18 protein-coding genes are annotated in these 16,038 nt (G+C 35.5%); 16 read left to right on the top strand and 2 right to left on the bottom strand.

Annotation, left to right across the window (positions count from 1 at the left end):
• Nucleotide 1 precedes the first annotated feature (1 nt).
• The gene (brnQ, locus tag DRZ96_RS09370) at nt 2–1,309 is read right to left on the bottom strand and encodes a branched-chain amino acid transport system II carrier protein (protein ID WP_112890449.1); all 1,308 of its coding nucleotides are present in this window, start codon (nt 1,307–1,309) and stop codon (nt 2–4) included.
• 123 nt (nt 1,310–1,432) lie between these two features.
• Between brnQ and DRZ96_RS09365 the strand changes: the two genes are divergently transcribed.
• Nucleotides 1,433–2,710, top strand: coding sequence for a bifunctional folylpolyglutamate synthase/dihydrofolate synthase (locus DRZ96_RS09365; RefSeq protein ID WP_112890448.1), 1,278 nt, complete (start codon nt 1,433–1,435; stop codon nt 2,708–2,710).
• 111 nt (nt 2,711–2,821) lie between these two features.
• Here the strand turns inward: DRZ96_RS09365 and rpmB are convergent, their stop codons facing one another.
• Nucleotides 2,822–3,013 carry a 50S ribosomal protein L28 gene (rpmB, locus tag DRZ96_RS09360; protein WP_005955693.1) on the bottom strand — a complete coding sequence of 64 codons (192 nt, stop codon included), beginning with the start codon at nt 3,011–3,013 and terminating at the stop codon, nt 2,822–2,824.
• 180 nt (nt 3,014–3,193) lie between these two features.
• Here rpmB and DRZ96_RS09355 point away from each other — a divergent pair, with 180 nt between their 5' ends.
• The 15 genes from DRZ96_RS09355 (at nt 3,194) to truA (ending at nt 15,964) form a co-directional block, all read left to right on the top strand.
• The gene (locus DRZ96_RS09355) at nt 3,194–3,547 is read left to right on the top strand and encodes an Asp23/Gls24 family envelope stress response protein (protein WP_070701987.1); all 354 of its coding nucleotides are present in this window, start codon (nt 3,194–3,196) and stop codon (nt 3,545–3,547) included.
• Between the two features lie 13 nt (nt 3,548–3,560).
• The gene (locus DRZ96_RS09350; RefSeq protein WP_112890447.1) at nt 3,561–5,225 is read left to right on the top strand and encodes a DAK2 domain-containing protein; all 1,665 of its coding nucleotides are present in this window, start codon (nt 3,561–3,563) and stop codon (nt 5,223–5,225) included.
• A gap of 73 nt (nt 5,226–5,298) precedes the next feature.
• On the top strand, nt 5,299–7,329 hold the full coding sequence (gene recG / locus DRZ96_RS09345) for an ATP-dependent DNA helicase RecG (RefSeq protein WP_112890446.1): 2,031 nt from the start codon (nt 5,299–5,301) through the stop codon (nt 7,327–7,329).
• Between the two features lie 53 nt (nt 7,330–7,382).
• Nucleotides 7,383–7,949 carry a 16S rRNA (guanine(966)-N(2))-methyltransferase RsmD gene (gene rsmD / locus DRZ96_RS09340; protein ID WP_112890445.1) on the top strand — a complete coding sequence of 189 codons (567 nt, stop codon included), beginning with the start codon at nt 7,383–7,385 and terminating at the stop codon, nt 7,947–7,949.
• Nucleotides 7,927–8,412 carry a pantetheine-phosphate adenylyltransferase gene (gene coaD, locus DRZ96_RS09335; RefSeq protein WP_112890444.1) on the top strand — a complete coding sequence of 162 codons (486 nt, stop codon included), beginning with the start codon at nt 7,927–7,929 and terminating at the stop codon, nt 8,410–8,412. Before rsmD ends, coaD begins: the two co-directional genes overlap by 23 nt.
• A complete protein-coding gene (locus DRZ96_RS09330; protein ID WP_112890443.1) occupies nt 8,409–8,849 on the top strand; it encodes an ATP synthase subunit B family protein in 441 nt (146 codons plus the stop codon). Before coaD ends, DRZ96_RS09330 begins: the two co-directional genes overlap by 4 nt.
• A 364-nt stretch (nt 8,850–9,213) precedes the next feature.
• On the top strand, nt 9,214–10,329 hold the full coding sequence (gene prfB, locus DRZ96_RS09325) for a peptide chain release factor 2 (RefSeq protein WP_070701979.1): 1,116 nt from the start codon (nt 9,214–9,216) through the stop codon (nt 10,327–10,329).
• A gap of 7 nt (nt 10,330–10,336) precedes the next feature.
• Nucleotides 10,337–11,041, top strand: coding sequence for an orotidine-5'-phosphate decarboxylase (gene pyrF / locus DRZ96_RS09320; protein WP_112890442.1), 705 nt, complete (start codon nt 10,337–10,339; stop codon nt 11,039–11,041).
• The gene (gene pyrE / locus DRZ96_RS09315) at nt 11,041–11,670 is read left to right on the top strand and encodes an orotate phosphoribosyltransferase (RefSeq protein ID WP_112890441.1); all 630 of its coding nucleotides are present in this window, start codon (nt 11,041–11,043) and stop codon (nt 11,668–11,670) included. The genes pyrF and pyrE overlap by 1 nt, the downstream gene beginning before the upstream one ends.
• 62 nt (nt 11,671–11,732) lie before the next feature.
• Entirely contained in the window at nt 11,733–12,113 is a 381-nt protein-coding gene (locus tag DRZ96_RS09310) for a YkvA family protein (protein ID WP_112890440.1), read from the top strand.
• The gene (locus tag DRZ96_RS09305) at nt 12,085–12,708 is read left to right on the top strand and encodes a DNA-3-methyladenine glycosylase (RefSeq protein ID WP_112890439.1); all 624 of its coding nucleotides are present in this window, start codon (nt 12,085–12,087) and stop codon (nt 12,706–12,708) included. Before DRZ96_RS09310 ends, DRZ96_RS09305 begins: the two co-directional genes overlap by 29 nt.
• 53 nt (nt 12,709–12,761) lie before the next feature.
• Entirely contained in the window at nt 12,762–13,586 is an 825-nt protein-coding gene (locus tag DRZ96_RS09300; RefSeq protein ID WP_112890438.1) for an energy-coupling factor transporter ATPase, read from the top strand.
• Nucleotides 13,577–14,443: an energy-coupling factor transporter ATPase gene (locus DRZ96_RS09295; RefSeq protein ID WP_112890437.1), complete on the top strand. Its 867-nt coding sequence runs from the start codon at nt 13,577–13,579 to the stop codon at nt 14,441–14,443. Before DRZ96_RS09300 ends, DRZ96_RS09295 begins: the two co-directional genes overlap by 10 nt.
• The gene (locus DRZ96_RS09290; protein ID WP_070701968.1) at nt 14,436–15,233 is read left to right on the top strand and encodes an energy-coupling factor transporter transmembrane component T family protein; all 798 of its coding nucleotides are present in this window, start codon (nt 14,436–14,438) and stop codon (nt 15,231–15,233) included. Before DRZ96_RS09295 ends, DRZ96_RS09290 begins: the two co-directional genes overlap by 8 nt.
• Nucleotides 15,230–15,964, top strand: coding sequence for a tRNA pseudouridine(38-40) synthase TruA (gene truA, locus DRZ96_RS09285; RefSeq protein ID WP_070701965.1), 735 nt, complete (start codon nt 15,230–15,232; stop codon nt 15,962–15,964). Before DRZ96_RS09290 ends, truA begins: the two co-directional genes overlap by 4 nt.
• Nucleotides 15,965–16,038 lie beyond the last annotated feature (74 nt).

Below are 16,038 nucleotides of genomic sequence, written 5' to 3'. Positions count from 1 at the left end.
TTTAAGCTAGCTTAGTTTTTCTTGTAGATGAAACTACAAGAGCAATTACGAGACCAACAAGCATTGGGCATACCCAACCAAGACCAAACTCAGTAAGTGGTAATTTAGTTAAGCTATCTCCAAAGACACCTAGAAGGCCTTTGCCTTGTAATACAAATAAGAATCCAAATATCAATGAAATAATAGATGGAACTTTAAATACTAAGTCGTCCTTAATCTTTTCATTAAATAATCCCAATAGGACAATTGTCATTGCACATGGATAAATAACTTCAAGTATTGGTGCAGAAATTTTAATAATTTGAGTTACACCAAGCATAGAAATTAAGCATGAAACAACAGAACAAATAATTACGATTCTTTCGTAAGAGATCTTGTTAAAAGTCAAGTCGTTAAAGAAGTTACCAGTTGCAGATATAAGTCCAATAGCAGTTGTAAGGCAAGCTAGTGCAGTTATAAGACCTAAGATATAAACACCAGTGCCACCTAGTACTCTATTTGTAATGTCAACAAGTAGAAGAGTAGAATCTGTATCTACATCATAAATGCCAAGGCTTGAAGTTTGTGCTCCAAGATATAGTAGGCCTCCGTAGATTAATGCTAATAAAATTACTGCAATGACACTTGATAAAATAGTTGCCTTAATCTCAACTTTTTGTGATGAGTAATTTCTTGACTTAACAGCTCCAATAACAACAAGAGCAAACATACAACTAGCAATGGCATCCATTGTTTGATAACCATCAGTGATGCCCTTCTTTAGAACATTGTCGATCATAGTTGTGTTTGCAACTTCTCCAATTGGAGTGACAATTCCCTTAATGATTAAAACTGTCATACAAAGTAAAAGTGAAGGAGTAAGGAACTTTCCTACAATGTCAACAACCTTACTAGGTCTAATACTTAATAGACAAGCTATAAGGAAGAAGATAACAGAGAATAAGTACCTGTTAAAGGACTCACCAAAAATTGGCAAGATTGCAATCTCATAAGTAGTAGCGGCTGTTCTTGGTGTTGCCAAGAAGGGTCCGATACATAAAATAATTGCTGTAGAAATAATTACTGCAAAAGTCTTGTTAATTCTTGAGGCGAGGACGTTAAGGTTACCTTCATATTTTGATAGGGCGATAATTGCCAGTAGGCCTAGACCTGCGTCTGTGATTGTAAAGCCTAAAAATCCTATCCACCATTGGTGACCCGACAATAAACCTAAGTAAGGGGGAAAGATTAAGTTTCCAGCTCCAAAGAACATTGCAAAAAGTGCGAAGCCAATAATAAATAAATCTTTCGTCTTAATTTCATTGTTCATCTTTTTTTACCTCCATAAATATATTTTTCTCATTCTATCACAAAGAAAGACTTTTGGATACATAAATTATTGATTAGATGCAAATATTTTGATAATATCAATGTTATTGAAAGGAAGGTTGACATGGATTACAAAGAATCAGTAGCTTGGCTTGAAAATAGAAATATACCTCTTGGAGAATTTACAACAGATAATATTAAGGTTCTCTTAGAAATTTTTGATAGGCCTCAAGATAAATTAAAAAGTATTCACATTACAGGGACTAATGGCAAGGGATCAGTTGCAAGTTTTATAACTAATGCCTTAATAGAAAATAATTATTCAGTGGGCAAGTTCACATCTCCTTATATAACAAATATTCGTGAGGAGATAGAAGTCAATAGGGAAATCATAAGCGAAGATGACTTTGCAAAGATTGCTAGTCAAGTTAGGGAAAAAGTTGAAGAACTTGATGAGGAAGAAATATTTGTAAGTGGTTTTGAAATTTTAACTTCAATTGCCTACATTTATTTTGCAGGGAAAAACTTAGACTTTGCAGTAATGGAAGTTGGAATGGGAGGAAGAGTTGACGCGACAAATGTAATGGCAAAATCTATCCCTGTTTTTTGTCACATTGCACTTGATCATGCAAACATCTTGGGTGACACTTTAGAAAAAATTGCTCGTGAAAAGGGTGGAATTATTAAAGAAAATTCTCAGGTATTTTCTTATCCTCAGGCTGAAGAAGCAAGGATAGAATTAAAGAAAATCTCAAAAGAAAAATCTTCTGGCTTTAGTGAATTCTCTTTTGATGAAGTAGAGATAATTTCTTCTAACGAGTTTGGAAATAAATTTAACTTTAGAGATTATAAGGACGTAGAAATTTCTCTTATTGGAGACCATCAAGCTTTTAATGCGGCCCTAGCCCTTATGGTCTTAGATTATTTAAAAGAAGACTATAAGTTAGACGAAGAAAAGATAAAAGAGGGACTAAAGAAGGCAGAAAATATTGGAAGGACAGAATGTCTATCAAGAGACCCTCTTATAGTAGTTGATGGATCACACAACTTGGATTCCATTGAAGGAATAGAAAAAAGTATAAAGAAATTTAACTATAACAAATTGATTTTGGGATTCTCACTTCTAAAGGATAAGGACCACAAACACATCTTAGAAAAGATTGAGGGACTTGCAGATAAGATTGTCTTGACAGAAATTGACAATGAGAGATTTACTGATTTAGATTCCTTAGAAAAAGAATTTAAAGAAATTTCAAGTAAAGAAATTTTTGCAATCGAGGACAGGAAGGAAGCAGTTGAAAAAACTTTTGAACTTGCAGGAGAGGGCGATATGATCCTTTGGTGTGGATCACTTTACCTCATAAAGGATATAAGAAAAATAATTTTGGAAAAAATAAATTAAATATAAAAAACAAAACCCCTTGATTATGATTCAAGGGGTTTTCTTATAAAGTCTCCCGAGGGAGAATATGTAAGTCCTAAATAAAAAAAGGATCTTTACTAAGACCCTTAATTATATAGCTCTTTCTACTTTACCAGATCTTAGGCATCTAGTACATACGTTAATTCTTTTTCTTGATCCATTAACTACAGCCTTAACTCTTCTAATATTAGGAGACCAGCTTCTGTTAGAACGAGAGTGAGAGAAAGAAATTTTATTTCCGAATGATTTTTCTTTTCCGCAAATTTCACATCTTTTAGCCATAACGCACCTCCTTTAGTTATTAAGCAGACAATATTTTACCAAAAAAGTCCGCTAAGTGCAAATATTTTTTCAACATGTATTTATTTTACACTAAATTCTAATTTTTTACAAAGGATATTTTGAAAATCTGTTAATATTCTGTGACTTCTGATATAATGTATTAGATAAGGAGGTGCCCTCATGCCGGCAATTATTAATAGAGAACTTGGAAACATTGTAATAGAAGATAGCGTACTAGCAAATATAGCTGGGATTTCAGCTATGGAATCTTACGGAATTGTTGGAATGGCATCAAAAAATGCCGCAGATGGAATTTTTGAATTATTGAGATTCGAAAATCTTTCAAAGGGAATTGTAGTTAATACTGACGAAAATGAAATTTCTATAGAGCTTCATGTTATTTTAGAATATGGAGTTAAAATTTCTACTGTTGGTGAAAATATTATAGAGAGAGTAAAGTTTAATATAGAAAATTTAACAGGGCTTGAAGTTGATAATATTGAGGTCCTTGTAGAAGGTATTAGACTTAAGTAGTGGAGGTAAGATTTTGGAAATAAATAAAATTAATGGTCCCCTATTAAAAGAAATTTTTAAGGGAGCCGTAAATTATCTAATATCCATGAAGGAGGAGGTCAACGCTCTTAATGTGTTCCCTGTTCCCGATGGAGATACAGGAACTAACATGAGCCTTACATCAAAATCTGCCTTAAAACAAATTGAAAGCTTAGAGGGAGATTTTACTGCTGGAGACGTTTCAGCAGCAGCAGCACGTGGTGCTCTTATGGGAGCCAGGGGAAATAGTGGTGTTATTCTTTCACAACTTCTAAGAGGTTTTTCAGAAGGCCTAGAAGGAATTGATGAAGCAACTACATCAGACCTTGCTCATGCCTTTAAGAAGGCAAGTGAGACAACTTATAAGGCTGTTATGAAACCAATTGAAGGAACAATACTTACAGTTGGAAGAGAAACTGCGGACTTTGCCATTAGACATTATAAAAAGGCAGAAGACCCAATTACATTTTTAGAAGATGTAATTGTTGAAGCAAATAAATCTCTCGATAACACGCCAAATCAGCTTCAAGTTTTAAAGGAAGCTGGAGTAGTTGATGCAGGTGGTAAGGGTCTTGTTGTTCTACTTGAAGGTGGACTAAAAGTCTTAAAGGGCGAAGACATTGCTGATCAAAGTGAAGATGAAACTTTAAAGAAAAAGGCACAAAAAGAAGTTCAATTTACTGAAGCTGACACTTCTTTAAAATATGGTTATTGTACTGAATTTATTATAAATACTGACTACGAAGATATTGACTCTTTTAGAGAAAAAATTGCACCACTTGGCGACTGTCTTTTAGTAGTAGGTGGTGGCGGAAGTCATCTTATAAAGGTTCACGTTCACACAAATGACCCTGGAATTGTCCTTCAACATGCTTGCGAGCTTGGACTTCTTCAAGATATCAAGATCGATAACATGAGATACCAACACAGGGAAGTTCTCTTTGATGATGAAGAAGTTGCTGAAGCTAAAAAGAGAGAAGAAGAGGAAGAAATAATAGAAGAAAAAGATTATTCTTTCATAACAGTTTCCATGGGAGAAGGAATGACAGAAACCTTTAAATCTCTTGGTGTTGACTTTGTTGTTGCAGGTGGTCAAACTATGAACCCATCAACAGAAGACCTTTTAAAGGGAGTTGACAAGGTTGGGGGCAAGGTAATCTACCTAATTCCAAATAACAGCAACATAATTTTATCAGCAGAACAAGCAAGGGATATTTCCAACAGGGAAATTATTGTAATTCCATCAAAATCTGTTCCACAAGGTATAGCTGCTATGCTTGCTTTCAATGAAGAAGCTTCAAAAGAAGAAAACGAAGAGAATATGATAGAAGCAATAGGAAGTGTCATTGATGCATCTGTAACTTATGCAGTAAGAGATACTACAATAAATGGCAAGGAAATTCACAAGGATGACATAATTGGTATTGCATCTAAGGATATAATTTCCAGCGGTAAGACTGTTTTTGATGTTGTAACGGAAACTGTGGACAAGCTAATGGACGAAGACATTTCTCTTGTGACACTTTTCTATGGAGAAGATGTTAAAGAAGAAGATGCAGAAGAAGTTCGTGAAGCTATTGAAGAAAAATATCCAGATATTGATATTGACGTAATAAAGGGTGACCAACCAATTTATTACTACATCATATCTCTTGAATAAATTTTAGATTATTAATTGAGCCCGAAGTTTTGCTTTGGGCTTTTCTTATAGGAAATAAAATTAGGAGATAAATATGAACTTAACAGACCCTATAAAGGGCTTAAAAGGAATTGGACCCAAGAGGGCTGAGCTCTTTCATAAGTTGGGAATTTATACAATTGAAGACCTCCTACACTTTTATCCCAGAAGATATGAAGACTCTTCAAAGATCACTAGGGTTTCAGAAGCGAGGATTGGAGAAAAAAATACTTTTAAAGTTAGGATTCTTTCCAAACTTCAAAATAGGAGAATAAGGAAGGGTCTTACACTTACAAGTTTTTTGGCTGAAGATGAATCTGGAGAGATTGAGCTTTCTTTTTTTAATGCCTTTTATCTTCATTCCAAGATTTTGCCAGGTAGATACTACCTAGTCTATGGAAAGGCAGACTACTTTAGGGGAAGGGTGACCATGTCAAGTCCAGAGATTGAAGAGGCTGACAAGTTAAAAAAACTTGGCAAGATTTCTCCCATTTACAATTTAACTGAGGGTCTAAATAATTTTGTCTTTGAAAAAGTAATTGACCAAGTTATTGATGAAAATCTTTTTAGTGAAAATCTGCCAGAAGAAATCTTGGATAAGTATTCTTTTCTTGGAAAGAATGATGCCATAAGAGCAATTCATTATCCTAAGTCTAGGAAAAATTACATACAGGCTAGGGAAAGGCTAATCTATGAAGAGTTATTTTTATTTGAGCTTTCTATCCTAAAGAACAAGGTCCAAAATGAAAGGCGAGATGCAATTAAATTTGAAATCAAGGATCAAGTTTTTGATTTTATTAACAATCTTCCCTTTAAATTAACAGAGGGCCAAAATACAGTTCTTGAAGAAATCTTTAAGGACATGAAGGAAGGCAAGGCCATAAATAGACTTATCCAGGGTGATGTTGGTAGTGGTAAGACAATTATTGCCATTATAATAATGTATCTTGCCTACCTCAATGGCTACCAATCATCAATTATGGCACCAACAGAAATTTTGGCCAAGCAACACTTTGAATCTTTTGTAGAATTGTTAGAGCCTTTGGGGATAAAAGTGGGACTCTTAATAGGATCAACTACAAAAAAGGCAAGAAGAGACATATTGGACAATCTTGAAATGGGGTCTCTTGACATCTTAATAGGAACTCACGCTCTTATTGAAGAGAATGTAGTTTTTAAAAAGCTTGGAGTAAATGTTATTGACGAGCAACATAGGTTTGGAGTTGTTCAAAGGAACATGCTGCAAAATAAGAATAAGGACGCAGCTACAATAGTCATGTCGGCAACACCTATTCCAAGGAGTCTAAGTCTTGTCCTCTATGCAGATCTTGACGTCTCCATAATAAAGTCCATGCCCAAGGGACGAAAGCCAATTAAGACCATTGTCATAAATGAAAATATGCTGGAAAAGTCCTTGGCCTTTATAAAAAAAGAACTCAGCCAGGGAAGACAGGCCTATGTCATTTGCTCACTCATTGAAGAAAATCAAGACTACGAAAACTTGCAGGCTGTTGAAAAGGTTTATGAAGAACTAAGCCAATACTTTGAGGGTTTTCATGTTGGACTTCTTCATGGCAAGATGAAGGCAGATGAAAAAAATCAAATTATGGAGGACTTTGCAGAAAATAAAATTAATCTTCTGGTATCAACAACTGTTGTTGAAGTTGGGGTCAACGTACCCAATGCCAGCGTCATAATGATCTATAATGCAGAGAGGTTTGGCCTATCAACCCTCCACCAACTTAGGGGAAGAGTTGGAAGAGGGGACCAACAATCCTATTGCATCCTCTATAATCTCTCAACAAGTGAAATATCCTGGGAGAGGATGAAGATAATGACGGACTCCAACGACGGATTTTATATTGCCAACAAGGACTTAGAGCTCAGGGGATTTGGTGACATACTTGGAACAAGACAATCGGGCATGCCAAACCTAAGACTTGCAGACCCCTTCAGGGATGAAACTATTTTAAAATACGCTGCAGATGACGTGAAAGATATCTTAGAAGAGGACCCAAACTTAGAGGGAGAAAAATATTCTTATTTAAACAAAGAGATAACTGAATTTTACTCGGATTTAAACTAATATCTTTTAAAATATCCTTTCTTATGGTAAAATGTAACTAATTTGGAGGCTTTATGAGAATAATTTCAGGAAATAGAAGGGGACTAAAATTAATAGCTCCCAAGGGACTAGATACAAGGCCCACAGAAGACAGGGTTAAGGAATCTGTTTTCAACATTTTGGGACAAAACTTCTTTGACGTCACAGTCTTAGATTTATTTTGCGGTTCAGGTGCCAATGGAATAGAATTTTTATCTAGGGGAGCAGACAAGGCCTACTTTGTTGACAAGTCAAAGGAAGCCATAGATTGTGTGAAAAAGAACCTTGATAAGGCAAAGTTAAATGATCAAGCAATAGTAATGGAAGATCATTTGAACCAAGCTCTAAAAAAGTTAGATGTAAAGTTTGATTACATCTATATGGACCCACCCTTCGAGAGACGCGATTTATACAAGAAAGCCTTTAAACTAATAAGAGAAAATAAGATACTAAAGCCTGACGGAAAGTTAATTGTGGAGTATAATACAGATAAGCCACTAATAATAGGTGAAGGCTTTGTAGAAATAAAAAACAAAAAATATGGAAACACTTCGATTTCCATATGCGGATGGGATGAAAATGAAAGTAATATATGCGGGTAGCTTCGACCCAGTGACCAATGGCCACTTAGACATAATAAAAAGAGCAAGGGATATTTTTGGAGAAGTTATAGTTGCAGTCCTAGACAACACTTCAAAAAAAGGACTCTTCACAGTTGAAGAGAGGAAGGACCTTCTTCATGAAGTGCTAGACGACATGGAAGGGATTGAGATTGATTCCTTTGACGGACTCTTAGTAGAATATGCAAAAAAGAAAAACTGCAAGGTGGTTGTTAGGGGTCTGAGATCAGCAAGTGATTACTTTAGTGAATACACCCTAGCCATGGCAAACAAAAATTATAAGGACAGCATAGAAACAGTATTTTTATTGTCATCTAATGAAAATTTATTTGTAAGTTCATCACTTGCAAAAGAAGTAGCCAACTTTGACGGAGATACAGATTTATTCGTGCCTCCTATTGTAGGAGAAGCTATGAAGAAAAAATTACTTAGGAGGAAGATATGAATTTAATTGATTTAGTTGAAGAATTAGAAGACCTTGTGGAAACAGCATCACAAATTCCACTTACAAACAAGGTAATGGTTGAAAGGGAAGAATTTTTAGAAATTGTTAACGAATTAAAAACACAAATTCCTGGAGAAGTTTCTGAAGCACAAAGAATTGCTCAAGACAAGGACGACATCATCAATGGAGCACACGATGAAGCAGACAAAATTATCTCTGCAGCAAGAGCCCATTCAGAAAAAATTATCGATGAAAATGAACTTGTGAGACAAGCAAATGAAAGAGCAAGTGAAATTTTAAAATCTGCAAAGGAAGAGTCAACTCAAATAAGAGAAGGCGCAAGGGACTATGCAGACGAGCTACTTGAAAACACACAAGTAAACCTTTCAGAAATTATAAAAATGCTTAACGAAAATAGACAAGAGTTAAGAGGATAAATTTAAGAGCAAGACCTGAGTTAAAAGCTTAGGTCTTTTTTCATGCTTAAAACCATCTTCACCACTTATTTAATGAAAATTGGACTTTATAAGTTAGTAAAAATTAAAATAATTAGAGAAAAGAATAAGAATTAATTTAAAGTATAAGATTAATAAAAAATTTCAATTTAAAATAAATTCTAATTTGAAAAAAATACACAAACTTATATTAAGTTGCAAGTTAATATAAAAATGATAAGTCAAAAATAATTTTCATACTATAACAAAATGATAAGTCAAAAATTATTCTCATCTAACAACAAAATATTAGTGTGATTATATCAACTGTGTTATACTAAAATAAGCAATACAAAGGAGGATTTTTATGGAGCAAAATATCTATTTAGATAAGGAGCGCCTGGAAAATTCCAAGCTTACAACTAAAGCCCTAGGTGAGTCTCTTGAGATAGATTCTCTCAAAGAAAAAGTTGTTGAGCTTAACAAAAAACAAATGGAACCAGGTTTTTGGGACGACAATGAAAGTGCCCAAAAAGTTATACGTGAAACAAATTCATATCAAAGAAAGATAGATCAATACGACAAGTTAAATGAACTAATTACTGATGCAGAAGACCTAATTACTCTAATGGAAATAGAGGAAGACTACTCTTCATACTCTGACTTCCAAGGAGTTGTTGATGAAATTGAAAAGGAAGCTGCTGAATTTAAACTAAACACCTTATTAAATGGCGAGTACGATTCCCACGATGCCATTCTTTCTATCCATGCTGGTGCAGGTGGAACTGAAGCCCAAGACTGGGCAAGTATGCTACTTAGGATGTACACAAGATATGCAGAAAATAAAGGCTTCAAGGTTGAAACTCTTGACCTCTTAAAGGAAGACGAGGCTGGAATTAAATCAGTAACTCTAAAGATTTCTGGCGACAATGCCTATGGATACCTAAAGGGAGAAAAGGGAGTCCACAGACTTGTAAGGATTTCACCTTTTGACTCCAACAAGAGAAGACACACTTCCTTCTCATCTGTTGATGTCTTCCCAGAAATTGACGACGACACAGAAGTTGAAATCAAAGACGAAGAATTAAAGATTGACACTTACAGGTCATCTGGTGCAGGTGGACAACACGTTAACACTACTGACTCTGCTGTTAGAATTACTCACATTCCTACAGGAATCGTTGTTCAATGTCAAAATGAACGTAGCCAAATCCAAAATAGGGAAAAGGCAATGAATATGTTAAAGGCAAAGCTCGTTGCTCTTGCTGAAGAAGAAAAGAAGGAAAAAATCGAAGACCTTCAAGGTAACTACTCACAAATTGCTTGGGGTTCACAAATAAGATCTTATGTTTTCCAACCTTACACTATGGTTAAGGACCACAGGACAAATGTAGATGTTGGTGACGTAGAAAAGGTAATGGACGGAGATTTAGATACATTTATTAACGCCTACTTGCAAGATAAGGCGACTGGAGAAAGCTGAGGTTAATATGGCAAAGAATGTAATTATTGCACTAGATTTTCCAAGTGGAGATAAGGCTCTTGATTTTTTAAAGGATTTTAAAGATGAGGAAGTCTATGTAAAAGTTGGAATGGAACTTTTCTACAAGGAAGGCCCAAGTATTGTAAGAGAAATAAAAAAACTAGGTCACAAGATTTTCTTGGACTTAAAGATTCACGACATTCCAAACACTTGTAAGGGGGCGACAAATTCCCTTATTGCCCTTGATGTTGACATGATCAACTACCACATTGCTGGTGGCAAGAAGATGTTAAGCGATGCCAGTGAAATTGTAAAAAATGAAAAAAGTGACCTAATAACACTTGGTGTAACTATGCTTACTTCTACAGACGAAGAGGTCATGCATGGGGAACTTCAAATTGACAAGGATAAGTCTCTTGATGAGGTTGTCCTTGCCTATGCAAATATTGCAAAGGAAGCTAACTTAAGTGGTATTGTTTGCTCTGCACTTGAAGTGCCAAAGATAAAGGAAAATTTGGGAGAAGACTTTATCACAGTTACTCCAGGAATTAGGAAGGTAAAAAATACTGACGACCAAAAGAGGGTTGTAACTCCTAGCGAAGCAAGAGAGCTTGGATCTGATTACATCGTTGTGGGAAGACCAATCACTAAGGCAGAAGACCCATTAAAGGAATATAGAGAAATCAAAGAAGACTTTTTAGGAGGAAAATAATGCGAGAAATTGCAAAAATTTTATTAAAATTAAAGGCCGTTACTCTTTCACCAGAAGATCCATACACTTGGGCATCTGGTATAAAATCTCCAATCTACTGTGACAACAGACTGACTCTTTCTTATCCAGAAGAAAGAAGTCAAGTAGAGAAGGGTCTTGTTGATTTAATTAAAAAAGAATACCCTGAAGTAGAATATATAATGGGAACTGCAACAGCAGGCATTCCTCATGCAGCTATAATTGCTGATGCCATGAAACTTCCTATGGGCTTTGTAAGATCTTCCAATAAGGACCACGGCAAGCAAAATAAAATTGAAGGTGCAAAAATTGAAGGAGCAAAAGTTGTAGTTATTGAAGACTTATTCTCAACTGGTGGATCCTCAATTGAAGCTGCAAAGGCTCTTGAAGAAGTTGGATACCAAGTCCTTGGAATCGTAAGTATTTTCACTTATAATATGAAAAATGCTGAAGAAAACTTTAAAGCATCAGGTTTTAAACACAATTCACTTACAACTTTTGATGAATTAATAGAAGTTGCTCACGAAATGGACTATATTAAAGAAAGCGAAATTGAAAAGTTAAAATTATTTAGGGACAATCCAAAGGATTCTTCCTGGATGAATGCATAAATCTCTTTTTGGGTAAAGAAAAGTAGTAAGAGAAATGCAAATTTTAACTTAGGGGGAGAAATTTGAATTATTATAGAACTTTGAGAAAGTTATGGCCCTATGACAATCAAGTCTTTAAAAATAAAGATAGACTTAATAGGGTGATTCATGAATCCACAGCTACAACAAATAAGATGGATTTATTTAAAAAGATTTCACGAGAACTTGGACTTGCTCTGGGTCTTGTCATGGATTATTCCAAGGGAAATTATAGGGATGTAAAAAAGAAGGACATAATTTTAATTGTGGCTGGGTTTTTATATCTTTTAAATCCAGCAGATATAATTCCTGACTTTGTTTTGTTCTTTGGATTCTTTGATGACTTAAGTGTTCTAACTTATATAGTAAAAAAATTAGACAAGGAATTGGAAAAGTATGACCACTGGAAAAATTCTAGAGAATGATTTTTTCAAAAGAGATACAGTTGAAGTTGCAAAATCTTTAATAGGCAAGAAAATTATCAGAAATATTTCTGGTAATTTTTTCTGTGCAAAAATAGTTGAAACTGAAGCTTATTTGGGCCTTGAGGATATGGCCTGCCACTCCTATGGTGGTAGGATTACTGATAGGAATAAGACACTTTATCTACCTGGAGGTCACATCTACGTCTACTTGATTTATGGAATGTACGACTTATTAAATATTGTGACAAGAGACGAAGAACATCCAGAGGCAGTTTTAATTCGTGGAGTAGAACCCCTTGAAAATTTAGATGGAATTTCTAAAAATCGATTTGGAAAGGCTTATGAAGATCTATCAACTTATCAAAGGAAGAACCTAAGCAATGGACCTGGGAAGCTTTCCATGGCGCTTGAAATTAATAGGTCTTTAAATGGAAAAATCTTGTCAAAGAATTATCTCTACATAGGAGAAGGAGAAGAAGTTCCCGAAAAAGACCTTGTAATTACAAAGAGGATTGGAATAGATTATGCTGGCGAAGATGCAAATCTTCCTCTAAGGTTTTGTCTTAGAGATAACCCCTATGTGTCAAAGAAATAATATAGATTTTTGTTAAGTTATCCTTTATAATAGGTTAACATAAAGGTGATAAAATGATTAGTATAAAAAACTTATCTTTTAAATACGACTACGAAGATGAAAATGCAAAAGAGATTTTAAAAGATATAAATTTAGAAATAAAAGAAGGCGAATTTGTGGCTCTCTTGGGTCACAATGGGTCTGGAAAGTCTACCCTTGCCAAACTAATAAATGGTCTCCTATTGCCAGGACAGGGAGATGTCCTTGTTGATGGGATGAATACCAAGAGTGAAGAGGAGATCTGGGACATAAGAAGGACTGCTGGCATGGTTTTTCAAAATCCAGACAACCAATTAGTTGCAACTATTGTTGAAGATGAAGTTGCCTTCGGTCCTGAAAATATGGGGATTGAACCAGGTGAAATAAGAAAAAGAGTTGATAGTGCCCTAGAGGATGTTGGGATGTCTGAATATAAAAAAAATGCACCCCACCTTCTTTCTGGTGGACAAAAGCAAAGAGTAGCCATAGCTGGAATCCTTGCCATGTCGCCTAAATATATAATTCTCGATGAGCCAACTGCCATGCTTGACCCAAGTGGCAGGAGGGAAGTAATTGACACTCTTGTTAAACTCAACAAGGAAGAGGGAAAGACAATAATCTTAATAACCCACTACATGGAAGAGGCGGCCATTAGCGACAGGGTTGTTGTAATGGAAGATGGCAACATGGTCCTAAGTGGGACTCCAAGAGAAGTTTTTTCTCAAGTGGACAAGATCAAGGGACTTGGCCTTGATGTGCCCCAAGTAACAGAACTTGCCTATGAACTAAAAAAAGATGGCTTTGATATTTCTGGGGAAGTTTTAAATATAGAAGAAATGGTGAAGGAAATATGTCACTAATAGAAATTAACAACTTAACACATATCTATAGCGAGGGCCTCCCTTTTGAGAAGAAGGCTGTTGATGACATCAGCTTAAAAGTCGAAGAGAATGAATTCATTGGCCTCATTGGTCACACTGGTTCAGGCAAGTCAACCTTTATCCAACACCTAAATGGACTTTTGAAGCCATCATCTGGGGAAATTATTATTGATGGAACAAGGGTTGATAAGTCTGGAGCAAATTTAACTGACCTTAGAAAAAAAGTTGGCTTAGTCTTTCAATATCCAGAATACCAACTTTTTGAAGAAACCATTGAAAGAGACATTGCCTTTGGACCAAAAAACCTGGATATAAGTGATGAAGAAGTTCAAGAGAGGGTAAAGTCTTCTATGGAGTCAGTTGGGCTCGACTATAAAACTTATAAGGACAAGTCACCCTTTGAACTTTCTGGAGGTTTAAAAAGAAGGGTGGCCATAGCAGGTGTCCTTGCCATGGAGCCAAAAGTTTTAATACTTGATGAGCCAACAGCAGGTCTTGACCCAAGGGGTCGTGACGAAATCCTAAGTGAAATAAAAAGCATTCATGAAAAGAGGAAGATGACAGTAATTTTAGTTTCCCACTCCATGGAAGACGTGGCGAAAATTGCTGAGAGAATAGTTGTCCTTGATAAGGGTAAAGTCTTTTTAGATGGAGAGCCAAGAGATATCTTTAGAGAGGAAGATAAGCTTCTTGGAGTTGGACTTGGGATTCCACAAATAACTTCTCTTATGAGGACTTTAAAGAAGAAGGGTCTAGACATCAACGAGGATGCCATAACTGTGGAAGAGGCCAAGGAGTCTCTAAAAAAATATTTGAGAGGTGCTTCTAATGTTTAAAGATATAACAATTGGCCAATATTTTCCTGGTGAAAGTGCCGTCCACAAGTATGACCCAAAATTAAAAATGATAACAATGATTTTATTTATATGTTCACTCTTCTTTATAAAATCAGTTTTCATGTATATACCAGTAGTTTTATACTTACTTTTAATTATAGTTAACGCCAAGCTACCACTTGGAATGGTCCTAAAGGGATTAAAGCCACTGAAGTGGATTATCCTCGTTACATTTATAATTAACTTATTTTTCACGCCTGGAGAAGCAATTTACACTTTTGGATTTTTAAAAATTTCAAAAGAAGGGGTAAACCTTGCTGTCTTTATGGGAATAAGACTAATCCTCTTAGTTCTTGGTACAAGTTTATTAACTTATACAACTTCGCCAATAGAACTAACTGATGGGATAGAATCGCTCTTAAGGCCTTTTAGGAAGATTGGAGTTCCAAGTCACGAGATTGCCATGATGATGACAATTGCCCTTAGGTTTATTCCAACACTTATAGAAGAAACTGACAAGATTATGAAGGCACAAATGGCAAGAGGAGCAGACTTTGAGTCAGGAAATATAATCAAGCGTGCGAAAAACTTAGTTCCACTCCTTGTTCCACTTTTCATTAACTCCTTTAGGAGGGCAGAAGAACTTGCCACAGCCATGGAAGCAAGATGTTACAGAGGTGGAGATGGCAGGACAAAGATGAATGCCTCAAAGATCGTGAAGAAAGATGTCATCTTATTTATTGGCAACCTAATCTTCTTTGGCATAATAGTTGTGGTTTCTAAGATATGAAAAATATTTTAATAAAAATTAACTACGACGGGACTAACTTTCACGGATTTCAGATGCAACCAGATGAGAGGACTGTTGAGGGAGAAATAAATCTTGGAATTGAAAAAACTGTCAAACATCCTGTGAAGATTTTTTATGCAGGAAGAACTGACAAGGGAGTTCACGCTGAGGGACAATACGCAAATTTTTATTCTGATACCACAATTGATATAGGAAATCTCCCTAAGGTTTTGAACTTTAACCTGCCAGAAGATGTTTCAGTTGTTGAAGCAAGGTATGTTCCAGATGATTTTCACGCAAGATATGATGCAAGATTAAAAAAATATCGTTACGTAGTTCACAGGTCAAGATATAGGCATGCCCTCTTACGCAATCGTGCCTATGAATATCCCTATGAAGTGGACCCAGATAGGATGAGGAAGGCTCTTTCTTACTTAATAGGAGAGCACGACTTCAACTCCTTTATGGGAAAAGGGGCCATAGTCAAGGACTCCATAAGGTCCATTGATCGAATAGATGTCATTGAAGATGGAGACTTTTTGTATTTTGACTTTGTAGCAAAAGCCTTTTTAAAAAATATGATAAGAATTGTAACAGGAACTGTCCTCGAGATAGGACGGGGTCAAAGAGAAATTGAATATATGAAGGAAGCCTTGGAGAAAAAAACTCGAAAGGCCGCTGGACCAACAGCACCTGCCTGTGGACTATACTTGTTAGACGTCAAGTATTAAGTCCTCGGGCTTTTTTTATTTTAAATTTTAGCGACTTAGGACTTACAAGCTTATAAATAATTTTTTATAAAATT

It is taken from the genome of Peptoniphilus harei (genome assembly GCF_900454685.1).
In the GTDB taxonomy this organism is placed as follows: domain Bacteria; phylum Bacillota; class Clostridia; order Tissierellales; family Peptoniphilaceae; genus Peptoniphilus_A; species Peptoniphilus_A harei.
Note: the sequence above shows the minus strand (reverse complement) of the source record. Positions and strands in the feature narration are given on the sequence as shown.

Excerpts from the sequence above, each read along its gene's own strand:
- DRZ96_RS09295 (WP_112890437.1), top strand. The coding sequence starts at position 13,577 with ATGTCACTAATAGAAATTAACAACTTAACACATATCTATAGCGAGGGC.
- DRZ96_RS09300 (WP_112890438.1), top strand. The coding sequence starts at position 12,762 with ATGATTAGTATAAAAAACTTATCTTTTAAATACGACTACGAAGATGAA.
- prfB (WP_070701979.1), top strand. The coding sequence starts at position 9,214 with ATGGAGCAAAATATCTATTTAGATAAGGAGCGCCTGGAAAATTCCAAG.
- DRZ96_RS09305 (WP_112890439.1), top strand. The coding sequence starts at position 12,085 with ATGACCACTGGAAAAATTCTAGAGAATGATTTTTTCAAAAGAGATACA.
- DRZ96_RS09330 (WP_112890443.1), top strand. The coding sequence starts at position 8,409 with ATGAATTTAATTGATTTAGTTGAAGAATTAGAAGACCTTGTGGAAACA.
- recG (WP_112890446.1), top strand. The coding sequence starts at position 5,299 with ATGAACTTAACAGACCCTATAAAGGGCTTAAAAGGAATTGGACCCAAG.
- DRZ96_RS09365 (WP_112890448.1), top strand. The coding sequence starts at position 1,433 with ATGGATTACAAAGAATCAGTAGCTTGGCTTGAAAATAGAAATATACCT.
- pyrE (WP_112890441.1), top strand. The coding sequence starts at position 11,041 with ATGCGAGAAATTGCAAAAATTTTATTAAAATTAAAGGCCGTTACTCTT.
- coaD (WP_112890444.1), top strand. The coding sequence starts at position 7,927 with ATGAAAGTAATATATGCGGGTAGCTTCGACCCAGTGACCAATGGCCAC.
- DRZ96_RS09290 (WP_070701968.1), top strand. The coding sequence starts at position 14,436 with ATGTTTAAAGATATAACAATTGGCCAATATTTTCCTGGTGAAAGTGCC.
- pyrF (WP_112890442.1), top strand. The coding sequence starts at position 10,337 with ATGGCAAAGAATGTAATTATTGCACTAGATTTTCCAAGTGGAGATAAG.
- rpmB (WP_005955693.1), bottom strand. The coding sequence starts at position 3,013 with ATGGCTAAAAGATGTGAAATTTGCGGAAAAGAAAAATCATTCGGAAAT.
- DRZ96_RS09355 (WP_070701987.1), top strand. The coding sequence starts at position 3,194 with ATGCCGGCAATTATTAATAGAGAACTTGGAAACATTGTAATAGAAGAT.
- rsmD (WP_112890445.1), top strand. The coding sequence starts at position 7,383 with ATGAGAATAATTTCAGGAAATAGAAGGGGACTAAAATTAATAGCTCCC.
- brnQ (WP_112890449.1), bottom strand. The coding sequence starts at position 1,309 with ATGAACAATGAAATTAAGACGAAAGATTTATTTATTATTGGCTTCGCA.
- truA (WP_070701965.1), top strand. The coding sequence starts at position 15,230 with ATGAAAAATATTTTAATAAAAATTAACTACGACGGGACTAACTTTCAC.